The 24904-nt window shown below is 70.9% G+C and carries 21 protein-coding genes; 11 read left to right on the top strand and 10 right to left on the bottom strand.

What is annotated here, in order from left to right:
• Positions 1 to 37: 37 nt before the first annotated feature.
• The 6 genes from O3W51_RS06375 to O3W51_RS06400 form a co-directional block, all read right to left on the bottom strand.
• Positions 38 to 1153 (bottom strand): C40 family peptidase, encoded by a 1116-nt coding sequence (locus O3W51_RS06375; RefSeq protein WP_269284427.1) that lies wholly within the window; start codon positions 1151 to 1153, stop codon positions 38 to 40.
• Between the two features lie 176 nt (positions 1154 to 1329).
• Positions 1330 to 2568, bottom strand: a complete 1239-nt coding sequence (locus O3W51_RS06380; RefSeq protein WP_138350876.1) for a PQQ-binding-like beta-propeller repeat protein — start codon at positions 2566 to 2568, stop codon at positions 1330 to 1332.
• 115 nt (positions 2569 to 2683) lie between these two features.
• Entirely contained in the window at positions 2684 to 4246 is a 1563-nt protein-coding gene (locus O3W51_RS06385) for a chitinase (RefSeq protein WP_269284515.1), read from the bottom strand.
• A gap of 236 nt (positions 4247 to 4482) precedes the next feature.
• Positions 4483 to 4779 (bottom strand): hypothetical protein, encoded by a 297-nt coding sequence (locus O3W51_RS06390; protein ID WP_138350875.1) that lies wholly within the window; start codon positions 4777 to 4779, stop codon positions 4483 to 4485.
• The gene (locus tag O3W51_RS06395) at positions 4776 to 5531 is read right to left on the bottom strand and encodes a TetR/AcrR family transcriptional regulator (protein ID WP_138350874.1); all 756 of its coding nucleotides are present in this window, start codon (positions 5529 to 5531) and stop codon (positions 4776 to 4778) included. The genes O3W51_RS06390 and O3W51_RS06395 overlap by 4 nt, the downstream gene beginning before the upstream one ends.
• A 70-nt stretch (positions 5532 to 5601) precedes the next feature.
• The gene (locus tag O3W51_RS06400) at positions 5602 to 6492 is read right to left on the bottom strand and encodes an AurF N-oxygenase family protein (protein ID WP_232484645.1); all 891 of its coding nucleotides are present in this window, start codon (positions 6490 to 6492) and stop codon (positions 5602 to 5604) included.
• 172 nt (positions 6493 to 6664) lie between these two features.
• Here O3W51_RS06400 and O3W51_RS06405 point away from each other — a divergent pair, with 172 nt between their 5' ends.
• The 3 genes from O3W51_RS06405 (at position 6665) to O3W51_RS06415 (ending at position 9857) form a co-directional block, all read left to right on the top strand.
• On the top strand, positions 6665 to 7780 hold the full coding sequence (locus O3W51_RS06405) for a ferritin-like domain-containing protein (protein WP_138350872.1): 1116 nt from the start codon (positions 6665 to 6667) through the stop codon (positions 7778 to 7780).
• 60 nt (positions 7781 to 7840) lie between these two features.
• A complete protein-coding gene (locus tag O3W51_RS06410) occupies positions 7841 to 8980 on the top strand; it encodes a CapA family protein (RefSeq protein WP_138350871.1) in 1140 nt (379 codons plus the stop codon).
• 106 nt (positions 8981 to 9086) lie between these two features.
• Positions 9087 to 9857 carry a polysaccharide deacetylase family protein gene (locus O3W51_RS06415; RefSeq protein ID WP_269284435.1) on the top strand — a complete coding sequence of 257 codons (771 nt, stop codon included), beginning with the start codon at positions 9087 to 9089 and terminating at the stop codon, positions 9855 to 9857.
• A gap of 39 nt (positions 9858 to 9896) precedes the next feature.
• On the opposite strand, the gene O3W51_RS06420 is transcribed toward O3W51_RS06415, so the two are convergent.
• Both O3W51_RS06420 and O3W51_RS06425 read right to left on the bottom strand, forming a co-directional pair.
• On the bottom strand, positions 9897 to 11348 hold the full coding sequence (locus O3W51_RS06420; protein ID WP_198356988.1) for a penicillin-binding transpeptidase domain-containing protein: 1452 nt from the start codon (positions 11346 to 11348) through the stop codon (positions 9897 to 9899).
• Complete coding sequence (locus O3W51_RS06425) at positions 11345 to 12694, bottom strand: FtsW/RodA/SpoVE family cell cycle protein (protein WP_138350868.1); 1350 nt, start codon at positions 12692 to 12694, stop codon at positions 11345 to 11347. Before O3W51_RS06425 ends, O3W51_RS06420 begins: the two co-directional genes overlap by 4 nt.
• Positions 12695 to 12790: 96 nt before the next feature.
• Here O3W51_RS06425 and O3W51_RS06430 point away from each other — a divergent pair, with 96 nt between their 5' ends.
• From O3W51_RS06430 to O3W51_RS06440, 3 genes are all read left to right on the top strand, one after another.
• Positions 12791 to 13444, top strand: coding sequence for a pentapeptide repeat-containing protein (locus tag O3W51_RS06430; protein WP_138350867.1), 654 nt, complete (start codon positions 12791 to 12793; stop codon positions 13442 to 13444).
• A 23-nt stretch (positions 13445 to 13467) separates the two neighbouring features.
• Positions 13468 to 13956: a glutathione peroxidase gene (locus O3W51_RS06435; protein ID WP_138350866.1), complete on the top strand. Its 489-nt coding sequence runs from the start codon at positions 13468 to 13470 to the stop codon at positions 13954 to 13956.
• A 280-nt stretch (positions 13957 to 14236) separates the two neighbouring features.
• Positions 14237 to 14869: a hypothetical protein gene (locus O3W51_RS06440; protein ID WP_198356987.1), complete on the top strand. Its 633-nt coding sequence runs from the start codon at positions 14237 to 14239 to the stop codon at positions 14867 to 14869.
• A 303-nt stretch (positions 14870 to 15172) separates the two neighbouring features.
• On the opposite strand, the gene O3W51_RS06445 is transcribed toward O3W51_RS06440, so the two are convergent.
• Together O3W51_RS06445 and O3W51_RS06450 are read right to left on the bottom strand one after the other, a co-directional pair.
• On the bottom strand, positions 15173 to 15364 hold the full coding sequence (locus O3W51_RS06445) for a hypothetical protein (protein ID WP_138350865.1): 192 nt from the start codon (positions 15362 to 15364) through the stop codon (positions 15173 to 15175).
• Between the two features lie 154 nt (positions 15365 to 15518).
• A complete protein-coding gene (locus tag O3W51_RS06450; RefSeq protein ID WP_138350864.1) occupies positions 15519 to 16526 on the bottom strand; it encodes a helix-turn-helix transcriptional regulator in 1008 nt (335 codons plus the stop codon).
• A gap of 384 nt (positions 16527 to 16910) precedes the next feature.
• On the opposite strand from O3W51_RS06450, the gene O3W51_RS06455 reads away from it, so the two are divergent.
• From O3W51_RS06455 to O3W51_RS06475, 5 genes are read left to right on the top strand one after another with little or no spacing between them, the layout of a single operon-like run.
• Positions 16911 to 18731 (top strand): fatty acyl-AMP ligase, encoded by a 1821-nt coding sequence (locus tag O3W51_RS06455; RefSeq protein ID WP_269284452.1) that lies wholly within the window; start codon positions 16911 to 16913, stop codon positions 18729 to 18731.
• A complete protein-coding gene (locus O3W51_RS06460) occupies positions 18725 to 20506 on the top strand; it encodes an acyl-CoA dehydrogenase (protein WP_269284454.1) in 1782 nt (593 codons plus the stop codon). The genes O3W51_RS06455 and O3W51_RS06460 overlap by 7 nt, the downstream gene beginning before the upstream one ends.
• A 38-nt stretch (positions 20507 to 20544) precedes the next feature.
• The gene (locus O3W51_RS06465; RefSeq protein ID WP_138350861.1) at positions 20545 to 20838 is read left to right on the top strand and encodes an acyl carrier protein; all 294 of its coding nucleotides are present in this window, start codon (positions 20545 to 20547) and stop codon (positions 20836 to 20838) included.
• Positions 20838 to 23873: a type I polyketide synthase gene (locus tag O3W51_RS06470; RefSeq protein WP_269284457.1), complete on the top strand. Its 3036-nt coding sequence runs from the start codon at positions 20838 to 20840 to the stop codon at positions 23871 to 23873. Before O3W51_RS06465 ends, O3W51_RS06470 begins: the two co-directional genes overlap by 1 nt.
• Positions 23870 to 24889, top strand: coding sequence for a 3-oxoacyl-ACP synthase III family protein (locus O3W51_RS06475; protein ID WP_198356984.1), 1020 nt, complete (start codon positions 23870 to 23872; stop codon positions 24887 to 24889). The genes O3W51_RS06470 and O3W51_RS06475 overlap by 4 nt, the downstream gene beginning before the upstream one ends.
• The last annotated feature ends 15 nt before the right edge of the window (positions 24890 to 24904 follow it).

Below are 24904 nucleotides of genomic sequence, written 5' to 3' on the forward strand. Positions count from 1 at the left end.
TTCGCCCGGAGGGCCAGGCGGGACTCTCGAAACACCCCTAGCCGACGTTGTTGCCCTGGTCGGAGCCACCGTCGATCGGCGTCCTGGCGTCCGCCTTGGGGACGGCCGGCGGGACGTAGTTCTTCATCGGGCCCTGTGCCGAGTCGGGCCGGACCGCTCCCAGGATCGGGTTGGCGGCGATGGGCGAGACCTTCACGACGGAGCCGGGCCGCGGCGCCTGGATGACGAGACCGTCGCCGATGTAGATGGCGACATGCGTGGCGCCCGGGAAGTAGACGACGAGGTCGCCGGGGCGCAGCAGGCTCAACGGAACCTTGGGCAGCTGCGCCCACTGCTCCTGGCTGGTGCGCGGGATCGCCTTCCCGGCGTGCAGCCAGGCCTGCGAGGTGAGGCCGGAGCAGTCGTACGCGTCCGGTCCTTCGGCGCCCCAGACATACGGCTTGCTGAGCTGCAGGAACGCGTAGTCGACCGCGCGGTTGCCCGCCTCGGACGGCGTCCGGCTGCCCGCGCCGAGGGCCTTGGAGTCCAGGAAGTCGCTCTGGGCCTGATTGATGCCCTGCTCCTCGAGCTTCTGGAGCTCGTCGAGCTGAACACCTGTCAGACCCGCGATGATGGTCTCGACGCGCTTGAGGTGCTCCTCGACCTGGACCTTCGCGGCGCCCTGCTGGGTCTGCAGCAGCTGCGCCTGGCCGAGCGCCGTCTGGGCGCCCGCGTTCAGCACCGCGATCCGCGCCTCACCGGTCTTCAGCTGCTCCAGGATGTCGGCCTCGCTCCCGGCGGCCCGCTGCAGTAGGTGCTTCTGCGAGAAGAGCTGCTGCGGGTCGTCGCCGACCAGGAGGTTGAGGTACGGCGAGACCCCGCCGTCCTGGTACTGCCGGCGGGCGAGCATCCCGATCTGGTCGCGGGCCTCGGCGACCGCGACCCGCTGGTCGGCCAGCTGCTTGTCCAGCAGAACGGCCGTGGCCCGCTGCTTGGCGGCGGCTTCCTTCGCCTTGTTGAAGGCCTCGGTCGCCTGCTCGGTCTGCAGATACAGCGTCTGGAGCTGGGTCAGCAGCTGGGGCAGCGGCTGTGACGGGGGGTCATGGGGCGCGGCGGCCGCCTGCTGGGCGGGGAGCGAGAGGGCGGCGGCCGCGAGGAGCGCACCGCATATCACCGCTCTTTGGATCCACCCACGGTTCCGTCGGGCCACTGACATCCCCTCACCTTCGGTTGCACAGAGGTGATCACCTGCTGCGCCAAGATCCTGTCACGGATTGTCGTATCTTCGACAGTGGGAATAGGCGATTCCGCTCAATCCGGTCACCCCCGTGGTGCCTTCCCCTCACCTGCTCAGCCCAACGGCAGGGCCGTCACCGTGTTTCCGTTCTGGACGAACAGGACGCTACCCCGGGCGGCGAGGCGTATGCCCGCGGCGGCGCCGGTCCCCGCTCCCGGAACCCGATAGCTCCATACCGCCTTACGGGTGCGGAGGTGGAACGCCGCGACGCACGGCCGGCCGCCTGCGGTGGGTGCGTGCAGCACCCCGCCGTGCACCACCGGCGCGCACTGCGTGCCCAGCGGTATCGCGGGGCCGCTCTCCCACAGCGTGCCGCCGGTGCGGGCGTCGAGGGCGAGGACGCCGGCGGCGGATCCGGTGGCGTACAGGACGCCGTCGGCGATCACCGGATCGCTGTAGGTCCGGTCGCGAGGAGTGTGGTGCCAGGCGACGGTGCCGTCGTCCAGCGCGACCGCGGTGATCCCGCCGCCCGCCACGTAGGCGCGCGGACCGGCGACCGCCGGGCGGCCGTTGCCGGTTCCCTGCAGGGCACGCGTCCACTGCCGTTCGCCGGTCCGCCGGTCGAGGGAGGTCAGGGCGTCGCCGTCGCAGTACAGCAGCCGGTCGCCCGGCAGCACCGCAGCCGGTGCCTCGGAGGGGATGTGTCCGGCGGTCGTCCGCCACAGTTCGCGGCGGTCCTTGAGGTCGTAGGCGAGCAGTAGCGCCGCGTAGTCGTCGTCGAGCGGGCTGCCCTGGGACGCCGTCAGATACAGCGCGCCGCCGTCGGAGGCCAGCAGCGCGTCCTGGGCGAACCGCAGACCGGCCGCGGGCTCCAGGGTCCAGCGGACCCGGCCCTTGGCAGCCGGGTCGACCGCGCGCGGGGCCGCGGCGCCGACGGTGTAGGCCACGTCCGCCAGCAGACCGTCACCGGTCGGCACCGGCGAGCCGTCGGGTTCGAAGCCGCCGGCGGTCCACAGCGGTTTCCCGGTGCGGGTGTCGAGGCCGATCAGACCGTCGTAGCCCTTGAGGACGAGGAGGGTGCCGCTCACCGCCACCGGCGCGACGTCCACCAGCTCGGGGCCGTCGTACGTCCACAACGGGGGCGGCGCGCTGCCGGGCGGGCGGGATCCCCTGGGATGGGGCTGCGAGGACCGGCTGCCGGAGGGGGAGGGCCCGGCGGCGCCGACATCGCTGCGGTGTCCGCCGGGGGCGTTGCGCAGCCAGGCGATCCCGGCCGCGCTCGCCATCGCGGCACCGCCGAAGGACACCGTCAGCAGAGCCCGGCGCGACATCCCGGCGGGCTGCTCCGACATGGCGTACGTGCCCCCTCCGGCCTGGACCTGTCGAGGGAGACTACGACCGCCCCCGGCCGGAATCCAGTCCGGCCGGGGGCGGTGCGGGGTTACTTCTGGTTGCTACGGATTGATCTCAGCTTCCGAAGTACGACCGGAAATTGTTGGAGAACTCCCAGTTGCTGTATTTGTCCCAGTTCACCGACCAGGTCATCAGGCCGCGCAGCGCGGGCCAGGTGCCGTGGGTGGTGTAGCTGCCGCAGTTCGTCTTCTTGGTCAGGCAGTCCAGCGCCTTGTTCACCTCGGCGGGTGCGGTGTAGCCGTTGCCGGCGTTGGTGCTCGCGGGCAGGCCGATGGCGATCTGGGAGGGCGCCAGCGGCGGGAACATGTTGGCGGTGTTGCCCGCGACGGGGAAGCCGGTGAGCAGCATGTCGGTCATGGCGATGTGGAAGTCCGCGCCGCCCATGGAGTGGTACTGGTTGTCCAGGCCCATGATCGAACCCGAGTTGTAGTCCTGGACGTGCAGCAGGGTCAGATCACCGCGCATCGCGTAGATCACCGGCAGATAGGCACCCGCGCGCGGGTCCTGGCCGCCCCAAGGGCCCGAGCCGTAGTACTGGTAGCCGAGCTGGACGAAGAAGGTCTCCGGCGCCATCGTCAGGACGAAGCTGCTGCCGTACTTGGCCTTGAGGGTCTTCAGCGCGGAGATCAGGTTCACCACGACCGGCGTCGTCGGGTTCTTGAAGTCGGTGTCGCCGGTGTTGAGGGAGAGCGAGTGGCCCTCGAAGTCGATGTCGAGGCCGTTGAGCCCCCACTTGTCGATGATCGCGCTCACCGAGGAGACGAAGGTGTCGCGGGCCGCGGCGGTGGTCAGCTGCACCTGGCCGTTCTGGCCGCCGATGGAGATGACGACCTTCTTGCCCTGGGCCTGCTTGGCCTGGATGGCGGCCTTGAACTCGGCGTCGGACTCGACGCCGGCGCACTCGGTCACGGGGCAGCGGTTGAAGCGGATGTCCCCGGAGGTGACGGAGGTCGGCTCACCGAAGGCGAGGTCGATGACGTTCCAGGTGCTGGGAACGTCGGCCATGCGCGTGTAGCCCGCGCCGTTGGCGAAGCTCGCGTGCAGATAGCCGACCAGCGCGTGGGTGGGCAGTCCGCCGGAGGGCGGCGGGGTGGTGGGCGGCGTGGTGGGAGGAGTCGTCGGCGGTGTCGTGGGGGGCGTCGTCGGCGGGGTGGTCGGCGGTGTCGTGGGCGGGGTGGTCGGCCCGCCAGGACCGCTGAGCGAGGCGTCGTCGGCGTAGTAGACCGGCTGGCCGTACCAGCCGTGCAGATAGACCGTGGCGCTGGTCTGGCTCGCGCCGGTCGTGAAGTTGACGCTCAGCTGCTGGTACGCGCCGCCGGTGTCCGGCGTCCAGGTGCTGGTGCCGCCGTCGACGCCGATGTACACGTACGAGCCCTTGACCTGGGTGGAGAAGGTGTAGGCGGTGTTCGGAGCGACGGTGACGGTCTGCTTGCACTGGGCGGTGTCGCTCGCGCCGGGGGTGCCGGCGAGCGCGTAACTCCCGCTCTTGGCCTGGCCGGTGACGGCCTTGGCGCTCGCGTCGCAGGTCCAGCCGGACAGGGATCCGGTCTCGAAACCGCCGTTGGCCAGGAACTCACCGGCGGTGGCGGAGGGGGCGAGTGCGACCAGGCCGCCCAGGGTGGCGGCGCAGGCGAGGGTGGCGGCGCCGGCGATGGCGGATCTCGACCGGCCGCGGAAGGGGGATGTGAGCACGGGGGGATGCTCCTTCTGCTTCAAGGAGTGCGCATGACGCAGTGCGCATGACAAGGCGCAGCAAACAGGTCTGGACCAATCCTGTCAATGGTCTGAACCAACACCCGTGCGACATCCGGTGGTCACCGCGCCCCCGCGCGGCCGTCATCCGCCGCTGTGCGTCAATCCCCGGGCGGCCGCGTCCCCTTGTTCCGTACGCTCTTCGACCACGGCCACTTCAGCCGGGTGTCCGGGACGGTCCCCTCGGGGTCGTACACGAAGACCCACCGGGTCTGCCGCGCCGCGCGCGGGCCCGGGCTCGGCTCGCGGTGGTACACGTGCACCACGGGTTTGCCCCCGTCGGCGTCCGGCACCGGCACGGTGTACACCTTCGGCGGCTGTCCGGTCGCCCCGACCAGGACGCCCATCAGGCGTCCGTCCAGCGGGCCGCCGACGAACTCCGTGTTCTCGCTTCTCACCCGCCCAGCATCCCACGGCCGCCGTCGTCGGGGAGCAGATGCGCGACGGCCTCCACGATCGGGGCAAGCCGCCGGGCCAGTTCGCCGGCCGGGCTGTCGGGGGTCTCCAGGGCCAGCGCCGCCGCGGCGATCCCGGCGGTCTCCGGGTCGGTCGTCGCGGTGATCACCAGCAGGCCGGTGAGATGGTCGACGAGCCAGCCGCGCAGCTCCGGCAGCGGCGGCTGCTTGCCCTCGTCCAGCCAGGTCAGCGACACCGCCTCGACGGAGGCGATCCAGGAGCGGACCATCATCGCCAGCCGCGGGCCGGGATCCGGCGCCCCCAGGTGCAGCAGCACCTGCTCGGCCGCGCTGCGCCGCACCCCGTCGACGATCGCGCCGGTCCGGCTGGTCTCGGCGACGCTGCCGCCGCGCAGCAGCGCGGAGTAGGCGGCGTCGTGCTCGTCCACGAACGCCAGATAGCGGTCCAGGGCGTGCGCCAGTCGCTGCGTCGGTGCGCCCTGCGACGGTTCGACGAAGCATTTCCGCAGCTCATCGGCGGCATTGTGCATCGCGGCCTCGTACAACTGCTGTTTGCCACCAGGGAAGTACCGGTAGACCAGCGGCCGTGACACCCCGGCGGCGGCCGCGACATCGTCGACCGACACGTCCTCGGGGCGGTGGTGCCCGAAGAGGTCCACCGCTGCCGCGAGCAACTGCGTACGGCGTTGCTCGACGCTGAGTCGGCGGTATGCGGGCGCCGCGCTGCCGTTCATGGGCGCAGCCTAACCGGTGGGGCCCGGCGCGGGTCCGGTAACGGCCGCGCGCCAGGTCGTAACGGGTCGTTCAGGCGAGCAGGCCCGAGGCGCGCCACAGCCGGCGGCCGGGGCCGCGCAGCACGTCGATCTCCTCCAGGAACTCGACGAGCCGCTTCGAGGACTGCAGCATGACGTCCCGGCGGTGGCCGCTGGCCTTCACCTGCGCCATCGCGTAGGCCGGGTTCAGCCCGACCGCCGCGTACACCTTCGGGCTGACCAGCGAGCCCGCCACGATCCTGGCGGTCTCCCCGGAGGTCAGCCGGGTGAGCTCGCGCTCCCAGCGCGGGGCGGTCGACATCTGGCGGGTCAGCTCCTCACGGGCGTACCGCACGTGCCGGGCCTCCTCGACCACATGGATGCGGGTCACCCCGCGCACCAGCGGCTGGACACGCTCGTCCGGGAAGGTCAGCCGCTGCATCCAGTCGAGGATCTCCTCGACGAGCAGCGTCCCGGTGAAGGCGCCGGGCGTCGTCGAGTACGTCTTCAGGATCCGGCCGAGGTGCAGATGGAGCTTGCTGGGCCGGTAGACCGGGGTGCCGGACTTCTTGACCAGCCGGCCGAACATCATCGAGTGCCGGCACTCGTCGGCGACCTCGGTCAGCGCGTACCGGACGTGCTGGCTGGTCGGGTCGAGGGCGTAGATGTGCCGGGCGAGCAGCTGCATCAGGATGATCTCGAACCAGATGCCCATCGAGGCGATGCTCGCGCCTTCGTGCCGGCTCAGCTCGATCCGCTGCTCCTGCGACATGTGCTTCCACAGCGGCGTGTCGTAGAGCGAGCACAGCTCCGGGGGCCAGAACCACTTGCCGTCCTCGAACGGGGCGTCCCAGTCCAGCTCGGTGTCGGGGTCGAAGGAGTGCTTGGCGGAGGCGTCGAGCAGCCGCTCCGCGACCTTCTCGCGCTCCGTGATTTTGGTCATGATGGGGGCCATACGCTTATGAGACTGCGTGTCAGCAAGGACGTCAATCCCTCGCGCAGAACTTGTTGACCCGGCGGTAACCGGCGTGTGAGTCTGCGAACGACCGCCAACGACCGCACGGCCAACGACCGGACCCCGTAACGAATTTCGGGCGAGCCACGAGGAGGCGTCAGTGTCGACGCACGAGCTCTACACGACAGCACCGACCGAAGCGCTCTGGGAGGTCACGGCGAGCGGCGCGGCCCGCTTCTCCTGGGAGTACGACGACGGGCGCGACCGGCTGCTGGCCCTCTACCAGAAGGGCAAGGACAAGCAGTGGGACGCCGTCCGGAGGATCGACTGGGACCTGGAGGTCGATCCCTACGACCCGCTCGGCGTCCCGGACGAGGCGCTCACCGTCTACGGGACCCGTTACTGGGACAAGATGGACGAACAGAACAAGAAGGACCTGCGACGGCACTACGCGTCCTGGCAGTTCAGCCAGTTCCTGCACGGCGAGCAGGGCGCCATGGTCTGCGCGGCCCGCATCGTCGAATCCGTCCCCGACCTGGACGCCAAGTTCTACTCCGCGACCCAGACCATGGACGAGGCCCGGCACGCCGAGATATACGCCCGGTTCCTGCAGGAAAAGGTCGGGATGCTGTATCCGATCAATGATTCCCTGCAGGGCCTGCTCGGCGACACCCTGCGCGATTCCCGCTGGGACATGCCCTATCTCGGAATGCAGGTCCTCATCGAAGGACTCGCCCTCGCCGCGTTCGGCATGCTCCGCGACACCACGGACAAACCGCTGCCCAAGCAGATCCTGGCCTACATCATGCAGGACGAGGCCCGGCACGTCGCTTTCGGGCGGATGGCCCTGCGTGACTACTACCAGCAGCTCAGCGACGGTGAACTCCGGGAACGTGAGGAATTCGTCATCGAGGGCTGCTATCTGATGCGCGACCGGCTGCGCGGGGTCGAGGTCCTGGAGAACTTCGGAATCCCGCGAAAGGACTCCGAGGAACTCAGCGAGAACTCCGAGTACCTGCACCTGTTCCGGAAACTGCTCTTCAGCCGGATCGTGCCCTGTGTGAAGGACATCGGTCTGTGGGGCCCCCGGCTGCAACAGGCCTATGTCGACATGGGCGTCTTCGACATGGGCGACTCCAGTCTCGATCTGCTCATGGCCGAGGACGAGGAGATCGCCGAGAAGCTCGACGCCGAGCGCTTCGCCGCCGAGGAGTCGGCCCGCGTCGCGGAGGTCGCCGACGCGATCACCCTCGGCTCGGGAACGGAGACCGCCTGAATCCCGGGGAGAGTTCCCAGGACGTCAAGAACATCTGCTCGGGAGTCGTACGCTTGCTCGATGCTTGAAGGACCGAGAGCGCGACGGCGCGTACGCATGGCGCTGGGGCTCGCACTGCTGACCCTCAGCGCCGCCTGTGGATCCGGCTCGAAGCCGTCGCCCGAGGTACTGGCGCCGGTGTCCGCCGCGCCCACCGCACAGGTCGACGGCCTGCCCGAAGGCTCGGTGGCGCCGGAGGCGACGACACCGGCCGCACCGGGGACGATCACCCTCGCGTTCGGCGGCGACGTGCACTTCACGGAGCGTACGCAGCCCCGGCTGGTCAACGGGATGACGGAGCCGGCGATCGGTCCGCTCTCCAAGACCCTCGCGGCGGCCGACTTCTCCATGGTCAACCTGGAGACGGCGATCACCACGCGGGGCACCCCGCAGCCCAAGACGTACCACTTCAGGACCCCCGCCACCGCGCTCGACGTCCTCAAGAAGTCGGGCGTGGACGCGGTCTCGATGGCGAACAACCACGCCGTCGACTACGGCGCGCAGGGGCTGACGGACACCCTCGCGGCGGTCAGGGACGCGCCGATCCCGGTCGTCGGCATCGGTGCGAACGAGGCCCAGGCCTACCGTCCGTATCTGAAGACGATCCGCGGGGTGAAGCTCGCCGTCCTCGCGGCCAGCCAGGTGCAGGACATCACCAACCAGAACTGGCGCGCCACGGCGTCCAAGCCGGGCATCGCCTCGGCACTGGAGCAGACCAAGCTGGTGGCGGCGGTCAAGGCGGCGAAGAAGAAGGCCGACGTCGTGGTCGTCTATCTGCACTGGGGCACCGAGGGGCAGTCCTGCCCGGGGCCCGAGCAGAAGTCCATCGCGGCCAAGCTGGCGGCGGCCGGGGCCACCGCGGTCGTCGGCACGCACGCACACGTGATGCTGGGCTCCGGGATGATGCGGCAGACCTATGTCGCCTACGGCATGGGCAATCTGCTCTGGTACGGCACCTCGCCCTACCCGAACTCCAACGACACCGGCATCACCACCCTGACCATCGCCAAGGGGAAGGTCGCGGGCGAGCGCTTCACGCCGGCCTTCGTCGACAACCACGGTGTGCCCATGCCCCAGGAGGACGCCGGGGCCAAACGCATCAACGACCGCCGCGCCGGGCTGCGCGGCTGCACGGGATTGTCAGCGGCGCCGAAGAAGTAGGAACCGCCGCGCTGTCACCGGCATCTATCACTGCAGATGTACGGGGGTTTGGCTGTGTGTTCAGTCCTGCCGTGCTGCGACGCGACGAGAGAAGGGGACTCAACCCATGGCGCGACTCACCGCGAGCCAGCGGAACGTAGCGATAACCGTTGCCTCGGTCATCGCCCTGATAGCCGCGATAGCCGGTGCCCTGGCGGTGTCCGGATACAACAAGGCACAGGCGGACGCGAAGGAGTCCAAGCCCACGGTGGACGCCAAGCCCGCCCGGCCGGTGCCGATCGAGATCGTGCACATGCCGGAGAGCGGCGGCAAGGCCGTCAACATCACCATCGACGACGGCCCCGACCCCACCTGGACGCCCAAGGTGCTCGAGGTGCTGAAGCAGAACGATGTGAAGGCCGTCTTCTGCGTGATCGGTCCGCAGGCGAAGGCCCACCCCGACCTCATCCGGCAGATCGTGGCCGCCGGACACCGGCTCTGTGACCACTCGATGACGCACGACACGGGGATGGACAAGAAGTCCGAGGCGTACCAGAGCCAGGAGACCCTCGACGCGCAGCGGATGATCGAGGAGGCCTCCGGTGGTGTGAAGGTGCAGTACTGGCGGGCCCCGGGCGGTGCTTTCACCCCCTTCAACCGCAAGCTCGCCGCGGCGCACGGAATGCGGCCGCTCGGCTGGAACGTGGACTCCAAGGACTTCGAGAAGCCCGGTGTCGGCGCCATCGTGAGCACCGTCAAGAAGGAGGTGGCGGGCGGTCCGACCCTCCTCTTCCACGACGGCGGCGGTAAGCGCGAGCAGACGGTCGCGGCCCTGGAGAAGGTGCTTCCGTGGCTGAAGCAGCAGGGCTACGCGTTCAGCTTCCCGAAGATCTACTAGACCCCGCAGCCCCGCAGCCCCGTTCAGCGGTGGCGCCGGTCAGCCCAGGACGGCCCGCATGACGTCGCGGGCGATGGGGGCCGCGCTGCCGCCGCCGGAGATGTCGGCCCGGACGGCCTCGGCGTCCTCGACGACGACGGCCACCGCGACGGCCGGCTGGCCGGCGGCGGACTTGGCGTAGGAGATGAACCAGGCATACGGCATGCCCTTGTTGCCGACGCCGTGCTGGGCGGTGCCGGTCTTGCCGCCGACCGTGATGCCGGGGATGGCCGCGTTGGTGCCGGTGCCCTTGGTGACGACGGCCTCCATCATCTGCTGGAGCCGGACGGCGGTGCCGGAGCTGACGGCCTGGTGCAGGAGGCGGCCGGCGGCCGCGGCGACCGTGACCCCGTTGGAGTTGGTGATCCGGTCGACGAGGTACGGGGACATCAGCTCACCGCCGTTGACGACCGCCGCCGCGACCATCGCCATCTGCAGCGGGGTCGCGGTGGTGTCGAACTGGCCGATGGACGACAGGGCGACCTGGTCGGGTCCCATCCTGGTGTCGAAGTTGCTCGGGGCGACGCTCGGCGGGATCCGCAGCCGGTGGTCGTTGAAGCCGAACGCCTGCGCCTGCTTCACCATCCCCTTCAGCCCGACGTCCACGCCGAGCTTCGCGAAGACGGTGTTGCACGAGACGGTGAAGGCGACGAGCAGGGTGGCGTCGGCGCAGCCCGCCGCCTCGTTCTCCAACTGGGTGGTGGTGCCGGGCAGCGTGTAGGGCTCGGGGGTCTTCGTCGGGGCCTTCGGATCGGTGACCTTGCCCGACTCCAGGGCCGCGGCGGCGGTGACGACCTTGAAGGTGGAACCCGGCGGGTATGTCTGGCGGATCGCCCGGTCCAGCATCGGCTGCTCGGGATCGGAGGTGAGCCGGGCCCACTCGGCGTTGACGTCACGGCCGGTCCCCGCGATCCCCGAGGGGTCGTAGGAGGGCGTGGAAACCAGCGCCAGGATCCGCCCGGTGGCCGGGTCGAGCGCGGCGACGGCGCCCGTGCGGTCGCCGAGCCCGGTGAAGGCGGCCTCCTGGGCGGCCGGGTTGATGGTGGTGTGGACGTCACCGCCCTTCTGCCGGGCGCGGGTGATCTCGTTCCACAGCGGCAGCGAGGCCAGCTGCGGGTCCGTGCCGGACAGCACGGCGTCCTCGGTGCCCTCCAGCATCCTCGTGCCGTACAGCTGCGACACATAGCCCGTGACGGGCGCGTACAGCGGCCCCTGGGTGTAGGTGCGCAGATACGTCAGCTGGTCGTCGGTCTCCCGGTAGCCGGTGACGGGCCTCCCCGCGACGAGGATGTCGCCGCGCGGCTGGTCGTAGCGGGCGATCATCGCGCGGCGGTTGGCCGGATTGGCGTTGAACGAGTCGGCCTGGAAGATCTGCACCCGGCTGGTGTTGATCAGCAGCGCGACCAGCAGGACCAGACAGCAGGCGGCGGCCCGCCGGATGTAGCGGATCACCAGGCACCCGCGTCCGGCAGGGGACGGCGCGCGCTGTCGCTGAGCCGGATCAGCAGCGCGACGATGATCCAGTTGGTGACGACGGACGAACCGCCCTGGGCGAGGAACGGCATCGCCATGCCGGTGAGCGGGATCAGGTCCATCACCCCGCCCGCGATCACGAAGACCTGCAGGGCCAGGATCGAGGCGAGGCCGATCGCCAGCAGCCGGCCGAACGGGTCGCGCAGCGCCAGCCCCGCCCGGTAGCCGCGGGCCACCAGCAGCGCGTAGAGCACGAGGAGCACCGTCAGCCCCGCCATGCCCAGCTCCTCGCCCACCGTGGAGAGGATGAAGTCGGACTTGGTGGCGAAGCCGATCAGATACGAGTGGCCCTGTCCGAGGCCGGTGCCGAGCATGCCGCCGGCGCCGAAGGCGAACAGCGACTGGGCGAGCTGGTTGGGTCCGTCGCCCGCCTCGATGCTGGCGAACGGGTGCAGCCAGTCCTCCACCCGCGCGTGGACATGCGGTTCGACCGCACCGACGGCGAAGGCGCCGAGCGCCGACAGCAGCAGCCCCACCGCGATCCAGCCGGTCCGGCCGGTCGCGACGTACAGCATCACCACGAACAGCCCGAAGAAGAGCAGCGAGGTGCCCAGGTCCCGCTCCGCGATCAGCAGGCACACGCTGAGCAGCCAGATCGTCACGATCGGGCCGAGCACCCGGCCGGTGGGCAGCTGCAGCTTCCAGAAGGTGCGGCCGGTGTACGCCAGGGCGTTGCGGTTGGTGGCGAGATACGCGGCGAAGAACAGCGCGAGCAGGATCTTGGCGAACTCGCCCGGCTGGATCGAGAAACCGGCGACCCGGATCCAGATCTTGGCGCCGTTGATCGCCGGGAAGGAGATCGGGACGACCATGAGGAACAGGGCCGCCGCGCAGCAGACGTACGCGTAGCGCGACAGCACCCGGTGGTCGCGCAGCACCAGGACCACCGCGATGAAGAGCCCGATGCCCAGCGTCGACCAGACCAGCTGGGTGGGAGCGCCCTCGGCACCGAGCACCGGCTCCAGATCGAGCCGGTAGATGAGGACCAGCCCGACCCCGTTGAGCAGGACGGCGATCGGGAGCAGCAGCGGGTCGGCGTAGGGCGCGCGGGCCCTGACCGCGACATGGGCGAGCAGGGCCAGCACGCCGAGCCCCGCTCCGTACCCCGCCGCGTCGGGCGGCACGGCGCCGTTCCTGGCCAGTCCCACTTCCGCGTAGCCGTACACCGAGATGAGAACCGCACCGATCAGCAGGGAGAGCTCCACGCCGCGCCGCTTCGGCAGCAGCACGAGGGGCGGGGGAGCGTCGGTGGTCGTTGCGCTCATGGGCTGCAACGTAGCAAGCGGCGGGGCCAATGTCCCTTATGTGACCGATGGGCACCGCGAGCCCCGCTGTCGGAGCCGGGACGTAGGCTGCAGGATGTGACACCACCCGAGGAGCTCGCCGACCTGCGCTACGCCGACCTGCTGCGCCCGCACGAGGGCGGCCTGGAGGTCGACGAGCGGTACGACACCGTGCACTTCGACCGGCTCACCTTCGAGGACGAGAAGGCCTCGGGGGCACACTTCCTCGAGTGCGCCATCACGGACTGCAGCTTCACCGGCACCCCGCTGCGCGGCGCCCGGTTCAACGACGTCTGGGCGCAGGCCACCCGCTTCACCGGCACCGCGCTCGCCGAGTCCTCCTGGCTCGACACCACCTTCTCGGCGTGCGCCCTGGCGGGCATCGAGGCGTACGGCTCGGTGCTGCGGCGGGTGGTGTTCCGCCAGTGCAAGTTCGACTCGGTGAACCTGCGGGCCACCACGCTGCACGACGTGGTCTTCGAGGACTGTGTGCTGCGGGACGTCGACCTCGGCGGCGCCAAGCTCACCGGGGTGACCTTCCCCGGCACCCGGCTGGAGCGCGTCCACCTCGCCCGCGCCACGCTGAAGAAGACCGATCTGCGCGGCGCCACCACCCTCGAACTCGCCGACGGCCATGAATCGCTCAAGGGTGCCCTCATCACCACCCTCCAGCTCTTCGACCTGGCCCCGGTGCTCGCCCAGACCCTCGGCATCACCGTCAAGGACAAGTAGTCAAGGACAAGTAGGAGACCCCTGTGAGCCTGTACGACATCCCGCTGCGCACCCTGTCCGGCGAGCCCGCCTCGCTGGCGGACCAGCGCGGCAAGGCGCTGCTCATCGTCAACGTCGCCTCCAAGTGCGGTCTCACCCCGCAGTACGAGGGCCTGGAGCGGCTGCAGCAGCGGTACGCGGAGCGCGGCTTCACCGTGCTCGGTGTGCCCAGCAACCAGTTCGCCGGCCAGGAGCCCGGCAGCGCGGAGGAGATCCAGACCTTCTGCTCCACCAGCTACGGTGTGAGCTTCCCGCTCCTCGAGAAGGCGGACGTCAACGGCGAGGAGCGGCACCCGCTGTACACCGAGCTGACGCAGGCGAAGGACGCCGAGGGCGAGGCCGGTGACGTGCAGTGGAACTTCGAGAAGTTCCTGATCGGCCCGGACGGCGAGGTGGCGGGAAGGTTCCGGCCGCGCACCGAGCCCGAGGCCGCTGAGCTGGTCGAAGCCATCGAAGCCGTGCTGCCCGCCTGACCTCGCAAGATCGCCTCGGGGGCTCCTAAGGGCGAGGCCACGCCATGGCGCGATCCGGCACGTTGGAACTCATTGTCCGGGTGGTCGCTCTCCTGCTTTTCTCTTCTTACCGCCTCGGCGAGGAAGGGACAGCGGAGTGCAGGAGAGCGAATTCCGTACCGGGCATCTATGCGTGGACACGGATCCTGCGCTGTGCCTCCCCTGCCAGGAGCGGTTGGATCGGCAACTCGCCTTGCTTCCCCGGGTATATGGCGAGTTGGAGGCTGCGCTCGTTCCGGCTGTGGACGGTGGCGACCGTGTCACCGCAGGTGGCCGGCCCGGCATCCCGCTGAACGGGCCGGCTGTCGATGCGCGCGCCGACATCCGAGGCACCCTCGCCTCCTGGGCCGATCTGATAGTCGAGGGCCGCACCGTCCGCCTCCCCCTGCGGACGGTGCCGGCCCTCGCCGCATTCCTACGACGCCATCTGGCGTGGCTGGCCGTCCACCCCGCGGCCGAGGACGCCGCGGCCGAGGTCGACGCACTCGTGCGCCGCTGCATGAAGATCGCCCGACCCCGTCTGGAGCGCCGTATCCCCGTTGGCCCGTGCATCGTGCAGTCCTGCCCCGGCCGCCTCACCGCCGTCGTCCGTGAACCCGGTTCCACGCTTCCCCCGGCTGTGGAGTGCGATACGGAGCGCGCGCATGTCTGGCCGCCGGAGCGCTGGCGCGCCCTGTACCGGGGCCGGGCCTGTGACGGGGTCCCGCCCGGGCTCAGCGCCCGCGAGATCTCCTCGGCCTGGCGGATTCCCGCAGGCACCGTCTACTGGCTCGCCAATGAGCACCAGTGGCGGCGCAAGCGCGACGGGCGGCAGGTCTTCTACGCCCAGGAGGACGTGCTGCGGACGCTGGGCCGCGACCGCCTCACGGGCTGAGCGCGCCCCGGCCTGCACGGAGCGGACCCGGGCCGGCGACGGTCCGTGAGCGGCCGGGCGAGAACGGCTGAAAAGATTCGGTGCCGGCTGGCCGGGAACGGCCCCTCATGGCTGAAAAGGCACCCTTGCCTCGTGCCGCACTCCGTAACCCGCGTAACCACGCATCCGGGCGGCCTTCCGAGCGACATGGCTGAAAATCGCTGTCGCTCTGGCCGAAACGCGTCCGGACGTACACAGCGCTGTACGGCCCGCGGCGTAGCCGCGAGCCGTACAGCGCTGTGGGGGAGGGGGGAAGGTCTGTTGTCAGGCAGTCGCCGAGGCGGGCACCCAGATGGCGGGTGCTGCTGTCTGGTCCCACAACTCCGGGCTGGCGCTCTGTGACGTGCGCTGCGACTCCGTGCCGGAGTCATGCGTCGCTGCCATGGCGGTCCCGCCGACTGAAGAAAGGGCGAGCACCAGGGCTGCGACCGCAGTGATCTTGGTCAGGTGCTGCATGCTCGACATCGTGATCCTTGTCTGGGAAGGCAGGAGATTGCTCACGGGTTCGGGATGCCCTTGTAGCAATGCCAGAGTGCCAAAAATGGACGGCAAGTGGCCAGTTAGGGCAGGTGCGTAAGTGCGCAATGGCGCGAATCGGAAGGTCATGAGGTCAGATGAACCCATGAGTGACGGCGAGGACGCCGGCCTGGAACCGGCTCTCGGCCTGCAGGTATCTCATGACCTCGGAGACCAGGCGGCTCACCGTACGCAGTGAGATCCCCAGTTTCCTGGCGATCCGCTCATCGGTGAGTCCATTGGCCAGGAGACGCATGGCGGTGCGGTGCTGTTCGGTCAGCTCGCTCGCGGAGTCGAACCGGTCAGCCACTTTGGTCGAGTACGGCACGGAGCGCAACCAGCAGTCCTCGTAGAGGGCGCTGTAGGTACGGACCAGCGCCCTACCGCGGACCAGGAGCGCGGCTTCCGACGGGTTGTCGGGGTTGGCCGCGAGGATCGCGGTGTGCATGTCGCCGATGCTCAGGTCCAGCGGGACCTGGGGCGCCAGCCGGACCTCCACACCCGCGGAGGCCAGCTCGGAGAGGTACTTGCGCTGCCGCGGCGCCGAGTTGATGCCCTGGGTGTAGATCGCCTGCACCCGGATACCGCGTTTGACCATGTCGGCGTCGCCCTGCAGGGACTCGGCCAGTACCTCGGCCGGCGGCAGCGGCCCCGGATGCATGGACCGCGAGCGGGTGGTGAGGGTGGCGTAGTAGTCACCGACCATCTGCCGCTTGCGGCCGTCACCGGTGATGATCTCGACCTCGACCTTGGCCGCGTCCCGCTGGACCGCGGGACGGTAGCGCTCCATCAAGGATTCCGACGCCCTGACGATCGCGGTCAGCTCTTCACGCTGCGCCTGCAGTGCGGCCCGCTGCCGGTCCAGCAGGCTGATCAGCGCGGTGTCCGGATCCACGGGGTCGACCTCCTCCGGGCTGCGTCCGGCGCGAATCAGCCCCAGCTCCCGGAGCTCAGCCCAGCCGGTCGCCGCCTCGGTGGCGGTGAGACCCAGTCGTGCCGCGGCCGTCGCCGGTGGGCACGACCCTTGATCACGCAATGCCTGGTACAAGGCAAGACCGACATCGTCGGATTCCGCCGCCCCGCCTCGAACAGTCACAGCCATGGCTACCCCCTCACCCAGAGGCGACTTTAGCAACGGTTGTGCCATATGCCAGCGGCCCGCTGCCAGCAGATGGCCGGTCATCGCGGTCGCACGTCGCCGCCGGGCCGCTGTGGCCGGGCCCCGGGGGCGGGGGGAGGAAACACTGTCCGGAATGCCGGGCTCCGCACGGCTCCTCCAGGAACTGCCGGGGGTCCGCTCCGCAGGATCGGTGACGCACGTCACCAACCTCCAATCCATCCTCTTGGCCGCTGGTCGGCCGTGTCAACCGGTTCACGCAACCGCTGCTTTAGCCACTCGACCGATCCTCCAACGACATGTGCGGGACCCGTTCCACGCCGGTCTGTCAGCGGACCGGTGGCTGCGCCGCGAGGGGATGTCGAGGGGATGTCATTGTCAGGCTTCGCCACTTTCACCGAGCTTGTCCTGGAACGGGCCGCGGAGCTCGCCGACGCGGACGCCCATGTCTTCCTCCGGGACGCGGGACCGGCCATGGCGGCCGAGCATCTGACCTACGCGGAGCTGGACCGGGAAGCGCGGCGGATCGCCTCCGTCCTGCAGCTGCACGGCGTGGAGGGGCAGCCGGTGCTGCTCCTGTACCCGACGACGGCCGAGTTCCTGAAGGCGTTCATCGGCTGCCTGTACGCCGGAGCGGTGGCCGTGCCGGCGCCGCTGCCCGGTGACGCCGGCCAGGAGAAGCGGCTGAGCCGTACCTCCGCGGTGATCCGGGACTCCGGAGCGAAGCTGGTGCTCACCGACCGGGCCAACGCGCCGGACATCGCGCTGTGGCTCTCCCGGGCCCGCCGCGAGGACGTGGTCTGCCTGGCCACGGACAACACCGGCTTCGGCGACCCGGCCGCCTGGCAGCCCGTCGCGGCCCGCCCCGACGACCTGGCGTTCCTGCAGTACACCTCGGGCTCGGTCTCCGACCCGCGCGGCGTCATGGTCTCGCACCGCAACCTGATGGCCAACGAGGCGGCCATCGCCCGGTCCCTGGGCACCACGTCGGAGGACCGGTTCGGCGGCTGGCTGCCGCACTTCCACGACATGGGCTTCATCGCCCACCTGCTGCACCCGCTCTGGCTGGGCAGCTCCTCGGTGCAGATGTCGCCCACCTCCTTCATCAAGCGGCCGGTGCGCTGGCTGCAGGCGATCGACGAGTACGGCGTGACCGCGGGCGGCGGCCCCAACTTCTGCTTCGAACTGTGCCTGCGCCGCGTCACCGACGAGCAGATCGAGGCGCTCGACCTGTCCCGCTGGCGGCTCGCGCTCAACGGCGCCGAGCCGGTCCGCGCCGACACCCTCAAGGCGTTCGCCGAGCGCTTCGCCCCCGCCGGGCTGCGGCCCCAGGCGCTGTACCCCTGCTACGGGCTGGCCGAGGCCACCCTCATCGTGTCCGGCGGCGTCCCCGACGCCCCGTTCACCGAGAAGCAGGCGGACACCAAGGCCCTGGAGCGCGACCAGCTGGCGGCGGCCGAGCCGGGCAAGCCGCAGCGGACCCTGGTCAGCAGCGGACAGGTCACCGACTTCGACGTACGGATCGTGGACCCGGCCGGCTACCGGGAGCTGCCGGCCGGCGCCGTCGGCGAGATCTGGCTGCGCGGCGACAGCGTCGCCCAGGGCTACTGGCAGCGGCGGGAGGAGTCCGACGCGACCTTCCACGGCACCTTGAACGACGGTGAGACCGGGTTCCTCCGCACCGGGGACCTGGGCGTGCTGGACGACGGCGAGCTGTTCGTCACCGGCCGCCTCAAGGAAGTGATCATCATCAACGGGCGGAACGTGTACCCGCAGGACGTCGAGTTCGCGGTGCGGGCCACCAGCCCGGCGCTCGGCCACGGCGCGGGAGCGGCCTTCAGCGTCGAGGCCGGGCGCGAGCAGCTGGTGGTGGTGCAGGAGGTCAAGGGCGAGGGCGCGAGTGCGGCGAGCCTGCGCGCACTGGCTCAGCAGGTGCAGGCGATGATCGGCCAGGACTTCAACATCCCGGCGGGCAACGTCCTGCTGGTCCGGCCGGGCACGGTCCGCAGGACCACCAGCGGCAAGGTGCAGCGCACTCTGATGCGGCAGCTGTTCCTCGACGGCGAACTGCGCGGCGAGTACGAGGCGCTGGACCCGGCCGTGCACGCCGAGGTGCGGGCCCGCGACACCCTGCTCGGCGAGGACCTGCTGCAACCGGAACCCGCCGGTGGGAGAGGCAGGCCGTGGTGACCAGGCCCGCGACCGGCGGCCCCGCCGCCCTCGCCGAAGCACCCGCACCGCAGCAGCGTGAGGCTGCGGTGCAGGCGCGCGTCGCCGAACTGGAGGCGCTGCTCGGCGATCCCACCGATCCCGGCAATCCCTGCGGCTACCACGCGGTGCTGAACGCCGACCGGGCGGCGGTGCCGTTCACCCGGGGCGAGGCGCTGCTCGACGACTTCGGGATGAACCGCGAGTTCGTCCCCAGCAGGCTCGGCGGCCGGCTGGACTCCATCGACACCCTCGTCCGCGTCATGCGCCCGGTCTTCCGGCGGGACGTCGGGCTCGGCATGAGCTACGGGATGATGTCGTACATGGCCGCCTCCGACGTCTGGATGGCGGGCAGCGACGAGCAGCAGGAGTGGCTCGCCGGTTCGATGCTGCGCGGCGCGAAGGCGGCCATCGCGCAGCACGAGACGGCGCACAGCAACCAGCTGGTCCGCAGCCAGGTCGCGGCGCGGCGGGCGGACGGCGGCGGGTTCCTGCTCAGCGGCGGCAAGCCGGTGATCAACAACCTGGCCCGTTCCGAAGCCCTGGTGCTTTTCTGCCGCACCGACCCGGCGCCCGGCAGCCGCAGCCATTCGGTGCTGCTGCTGAACCCGGGCGAGCTGCCCGTGGACCGCTCCAGGATCGTGCCGCACCAGATGCCGGTCGGACTGCGCGGCAACGCCTTCGCGGGGCTGGAGTTCGACGACTGCCCGGTGCCGGAGTCCGCGCTGCTCGGGCCGGTCGGCAGCGGTATCGAGACGGCGCTGCGGTCCTTTCAGATCAGCCGTACCGTCATCGCCGCGACCGCGCTCGCGGCCGTGGACACCAGCCTGCGCACGGCGGTCCGCTTCGACCACGAGCACCGTGGCGGCGGCTGGGCCGGCGCCCGTTCCGACGCGCAGCGCACCGACGCCGCCGCGACCGGAGCCTTCGTCAACCTTCTGCTGTACGACAGCCTGGCGCTCGTCGCGATGCGCGCGATCCATCTGCTGCCGACGCAGACCAGCGTGTACTCGGCGGCGCTGAAGTACCTGCTGCCCCGGATCCTCACCGAGACGATGTACGACCTGTCGATCGTGCTCGGCGCCGGGTTCTACACCCGCGAGGGCACGCTGGGCATCTTCCAGAAGCACGTCAGGGACGTGCCGGTGCTCAGCCTCGGGCACGCCGGATCGGTGGCCTGCCAGGCCACCGTCATCCCGCAGCTGCACCGGCTGGCCCGGCAGTCCTGGTTCGTCGAGGACGACGCGCCCGCCGGGCTCTTCCGGCCGCGCGCCGAACTGCCGCCGCTGCGCACCGAGTCGCTCAGCCTGGCCTGCGGCCGCGACAGCCTCAGCGCGTCGCTGCTGTCGGTCGCCGCCGCGATTCCGGGCCGCAGCCCGGTGGAGAAGGCGCTGCGCGGGCTGGCCGGGCAGTTGGTGGAGGAGTTCCGCGATCTGCGCGACCGGGTCCTGGCCCTGGAGCCCGCGGACCGCACCACCCCGGTGGGTCCTGCCTCGTTCGCCCTGATGGACCGGTACGCGCTGCTGCTCGCGGCGTCCGCCGTGCTGGGGGTGTGGCGGCACAACCAGGACGGCTCCGACCCGTTCCTGGCCGACCCGGCCTGGGCGGCCGCTGCCTTGCACCGCATCGCGCGGCGGCTGGGCGCGAAGGTCCCCGATCTGCCGGGGGAGTGCGAGACCCGGCTCCGGCACGAAGTCCACGTCCGTTTCAGCGCCCAGCGCAGCTACGACCTCTACAACACTCCCATTCCCGGCTGACGGTTCATGGGCCTGACGCGTACCCAAGGAGTCCAGCGATGACCGCTCCGACGACCCGGCACAGTGCTGTGCTCGCCGACAACCTGCACCGTGGCTGGTTGCTCGACCGGCTCGCGCTCTACCTCAACCGCCCGGCCGACAGCATCGACCCGACGGTGCCGCTGGCCGAGTTCGGCATGGACTCGGTGGCCGCGCTGAGCCTGTGCGGTGACCTGGAGGACCAGTTCGGGCTGTACGTGGAGCCCACCCTGCTGTGGGACCACCCGACGGTCGAGAGCCTCGTCGGGTACATGGCAGTGGAGATCCCACGGGTCGGGGAGGACAACCGCTGATGGACTCCATCGCCATCGTCGGGCTCGACTGCGCGTTCCCCGGAGCGCCGGGCAGCGACGCGTACTGGGACCTGCTGATGCGCGGCGGCGACGCCGTCGGCGACATTCCGGAGCAGCGCTGGAACCCCCGCGACTACGCCTCGCAGGAGCCCGGCGCCGTGCACTCGGAGATGACGCGCGGCGGCTTCATCGACGACGCGGACGCCTTCGACAACGACTTCTTCTCGGTGGCGCCGCGCGAGGCCGCCGCGATGGACCCGCAGCACCGGCTGCTGCTGCAGTGCGCCTGGCGCGCCCTGGAGGACTCCGGGCGGGCCCCGGGCGCGCTGGCCGGCACGGACGCCGGTGTCTTCGTCGGGGTGATGGGCGGCGAGTGGGGCCGGCTGCGGATGGGCGACCACACGGAGATCACCCCGCAGCTGGGCGCGGGCAGCAGCGCGGGGATGACCGCCAACCGGATCTCGTACCACCTGAACCTCACCGGGCCGAGCCTCGCCGTCGACACCGCCTGTTCCTCGTCGCTGGTCGCCGTGCACCTGGCCGCCAACGCGCTGCTGTCCGGCGAGTGCGACACGGCGCTGGCCGGCGGGGTGAACCTGGTGCTGTCCCCGGCGCTCGGCATCGTCTACACCCAGTTGGGGCTGGCCTCCTCGGACGGCCGCTGCCGTCCGTTCAGCGCGGACGCCGACGGCATCGCGCGCAGTGACGGCGTCGGCCTGGTCGTGCTGCGCAGGACCGCGGACGCGCTCGCCGACGGGCAGCGGATCTACGCGGTGATCCGCGGCACCGCGGTGAACCAGGACGGCCGCAGCAACGGTGTCACCGCCCCCAACCGCTGGTCGCAGCAGAAGGTCGTCGAGGCCGCGTACCGGCGGGCCGGCGTCACCCCGGAGCAGGTCTCGTTCATCGAGGCGCACGGCACCGGCACGGTGCTGGGCGACGCCATCGAATGCGCGGCGCTGGGCACGGTGCACGGTGTGGAGCGCGCCGAACCGTGCGCGATCGGCTCCGTGAAGGGCAACCTCGGGCACACCGAGGGCGCGGCGGGCATCGCTGGGCTGATCAAGGCGGCGCTGGCGCTGCACCACCGGATCGTCCCGGCCAGCCGGTTCGCGGACCGCGAGAACCCGCAGCTGCGGCTCGCGGAGCGCGGGCTGCGGCTGCTGAAGTCGCCGCTGCGGCTGCCGCCCGGCGAGGCCGTGGCCGGGGTGAGCAGCTTCGGCATGGGCGGTACCAACGCGCACGCGGTGCTCGCCACCGCGCCCAGGACCAGGAACAAGGCCGTCGGGTCCGGCGTCCGGCGGGACACGGCCGCCGGCGCGGCGGGCGTCTTCACCCTCACCGGCGACACCCCGGAAGCGCTGCGCCGCAATCTCGCGGACCAGGCGGAGGCCGTCGCGAAGCGGCCGCGCGGCGAGGCGGCGGCGCTGTGCTGGAGCAGCAACCGGATCAAGACCGGGCTGCCGTTCCGCTTCGCCCTCACCGCCCGCGACACCGCGGAACTCGCCGCGGGGCTGCGGCAGGCCGCCGGGCAGGACCTGCCGGGCGGGGTCGCGCACCGGCCGTGGAGCCGGCCCGTGGTGGCGTTCCTCTTCACCGGCCAGGGCAGCCAGTTCCCGGCGATGACCGCCGGGCTCCACCGTGACTCCGCCGTGTACCGGCACTTTCTCGACGAGGCCGACGCGGCCCTCGCCCCGCACACCGGGGGCTCCGTCCGCGATCTGATCCTGGGTGGTGAGCAGCGCATTCACGAGACCGGCACCGCGCAGCCCGCCCTGTTCGCGGTCGGCTACGCCCTGGCCCGTACCCTCACCGAACTCGGCGTCCAGCCTGCCGCCGTGCTCGGCCACAGCATCGGCGAGTACCCGGCGGCGGTGCTCGCCGGAGTGCTGAGCCTGGACGAGGCGGCCCGGCTGGTGGCCGTCCGCGGTGCGCTCATGCAGGAACTCCCCGCGGGCGGCGGCATGCTGGCGGTCAACGCGAGCCCCGCCGATCTGCGGAGCCTGCTCGACGACGAGCCGCAGGTGGGCCTCGGCGCGGTCAACGGGCCCGCCGACGTGGTGCTGTCCGGCGCCGTGAAGGCGCTGGAGCGGATCGCGGAGATCCTGCGCTCGCGGGGGGTGCGGACCAGGGCCGTACCGGTCTCGCACGCCTTCCACTCACCGCTGATGGCCCCGGCGCTGTCCCTGTTCGCGGAGACGGCCGGCACCGTCGCCGCCGCGCCGCCACAGGTGCCGCTGGCCTCCACCCGCTACGGGCGGATGCTGCGCGACGAGCCGATGGACGGCGCGTACTGGACCGGCCAGGCAGCCGAGCCGGTGCTCTTCTCGTCCGCGCTGGGCGCGCTCAACGAGGCGCTGGCACCCACCCATCTGATCGAGATCGGCCCCAAGCCGCAGCTGCTGCCGCTGGCGGGACGGGCCGGGCTGCGCGGGGACATCGAGTTCCTGCACCCGGCGCCGGGCGCCGAGGCGTCCGGCCGGGACCTGGCCGAACTGGTCGCCGCGCTCTACCGGGCCGGACTCGACCCGGAGTGGGACGCGCTCTACGCACCGCGGCAGCGCACGGCCGAACGGCTGCGGCCGTATGTGTTCTCGGACCGGCACCGCTTCTGGAACCGGCCGGCCGAGCCGTCGGAGCAGACCGCCAGGAGCCCGAAGGCCGCCGTACGCCCGGTGGAGCCGGTGCTCGCGCTGGGCCCCCCGGCCGCGCTCCCGGCCGAGTTCGCCGAGCCGGCGGACGCTCCACCCGCCCGGCTGGACGCGCTGTCGCAGGAGCGGGACCCGGTGCTGGCCGCCGTCGTCGAGGCCGTCGCGGAGGTCGGCGGCTATCCGCTGGAGCAGGTGGTGGCCTCGGCGCGCTTCTACGAGGACCTGGGATTCGACTCGGTGATGATCATGCAGCTCAAGGACCGGATCGAGGCGCGGCTGTCGAGCGCCGGCGAGATCTCCGTACAGCAACTCCTGCCCGCGCTGCGGTCCGTCGGCTCGCTGGCTGAGTTCCTGACCGAGTGCGTCAGCGTGCGTACGCCATGACCGGGACGACGGCGTACCTCGCCTCCACCGGTACAGCGCTGCCCGGAGCGCCGGTGGACAACAGCACCCTGGGGAAGCTGCTCAGCGTGAGCGAGGAGTGGATCGACATCTTCGTCGGCACCAGGACCCGGCACTTCGCCTGGGACCTGGCCACCGGCGAGGTCCACCAGAGCCTCACCGACCTGTGCGCGGAAGCCGGGGACCTGGCCATCGCCGGCGCCGGACTCGACGCCTCCGACATCGAGTTCCTCGTCCTCGCCACCGCGACCCCCGACACCCTGCTGCCGACCACCGCCGCCCGGGTCGCCGACCGGCTCGGGCTCAACTACCTGCCCGCGTACCAGCTCCAGGCCGGCTGCTCCGGCGCGGTGCAGGCCATCGACCTGGGACGTTCGCTGATCGCCGGCGGCTGCGGAGCGGGGCTGGTGATCGGCGGGGACGTGACCAACCGCCATCTCGACCTGCGCCGCGACCTGAGCCGGATGCCCACCGAGGAGCTGGTGAACTACGTGCTGTTCGGGGACGGCGCGGGCGCCGCCGTCCTCACCGCGGAGCCGGCCGGGGAACGGGTCGCGCTGCGCGGGGTGCTCAACCGCTTCGCCGGGCTCGGCCGGCCGCCCGGCCAGATCATCGACTGGTACGGGATCACCGACCGGCACACCGAACGCCAGATGATCTCCGAGGACTACAAGGAGATCGAGGAGAGCGTCCCCGTCATGGCCGTGGAGATCCTCTGGGACCTCCTGGGCCTGCTGGACTGGGGCATCGGCGACCTCGACTTCCTGCTGCCGCCGCAGCTCTCCACCCGGATGACCCAGCGCATCGTCGAGCACCTGGCGGTGCCGGGGGCCCGCGAGATCAGCTGTGTCTCCGACACCGGCAACACCGGCAACGCCCTGCCCTTCCAGCAGATCGAACGACTGCTGCCGGAACTGCGGGTCGGCCAGCGGGCGCTCACCATCGCGGTGGAGTCCAGCAAGTGGATCAAGACCGGGCTCGCTCTGGAGAAGGTCTGAGAAGGTCTGAGAAGG

This window comes from Streptomyces sp. H39-C1 (genome assembly GCF_027158125.1).
Classification (GTDB): Bacteria; Actinomycetota; Actinomycetes; order Streptomycetales; family Streptomycetaceae; genus Actinacidiphila; species Actinacidiphila fildesensis.

Coding starts and splice junctions, on each gene's coding strand:
- O3W51_RS06395 (WP_138350874.1), bottom strand. CDS start 5,531: ATGAACGGCAGCGCGGCGCCCGCATACCGCCGACTCAGCGTCGAGCAA.
- O3W51_RS06465 (WP_138350861.1), top strand. CDS start 20,545: ATGACCGCTCCGACGACCCGGCACAGTGCTGTGCTCGCCGACAACCTG.
- O3W51_RS06445 (WP_138350865.1), bottom strand. CDS start 15,364: ATGCAGCACCTGACCAAGATCACTGCGGTCGCAGCCCTGGTGCTCGCC.
- O3W51_RS06410 (WP_138350871.1), top strand. CDS start 7,841: ATGCTTGAAGGACCGAGAGCGCGACGGCGCGTACGCATGGCGCTGGGG.
- O3W51_RS06400 (WP_232484645.1), bottom strand. CDS start 6,492: ATGACCAAAATCACGGAGCGCGAGAAGGTCGCGGAGCGGCTGCTCGAC.
- O3W51_RS06475 (WP_198356984.1), top strand. CDS start 23,870: ATGACCGGGACGACGGCGTACCTCGCCTCCACCGGTACAGCGCTGCCC.
- O3W51_RS06455 (WP_269284452.1), top strand. CDS start 16,911: ATGTCATTGTCAGGCTTCGCCACTTTCACCGAGCTTGTCCTGGAACGG.
- O3W51_RS06425 (WP_138350868.1), bottom strand. CDS start 12,694: ATGAGCGCAACGACCACCGACGCTCCCCCGCCCCTCGTGCTGCTGCCG.
- O3W51_RS06415 (WP_269284435.1), top strand. CDS start 9,087: ATGGCGCGACTCACCGCGAGCCAGCGGAACGTAGCGATAACCGTTGCC.
- O3W51_RS06470 (WP_269284457.1), top strand. CDS start 20,838: ATGGACTCCATCGCCATCGTCGGGCTCGACTGCGCGTTCCCCGGAGCG.
- O3W51_RS06380 (WP_138350876.1), bottom strand. CDS start 2,568: ATGTCGGAGCAGCCCGCCGGGATGTCGCGCCGGGCTCTGCTGACGGTG.
- O3W51_RS06450 (WP_138350864.1), bottom strand. CDS start 16,526: ATGGCTGTGACTGTTCGAGGCGGGGCGGCGGAATCCGACGATGTCGGT.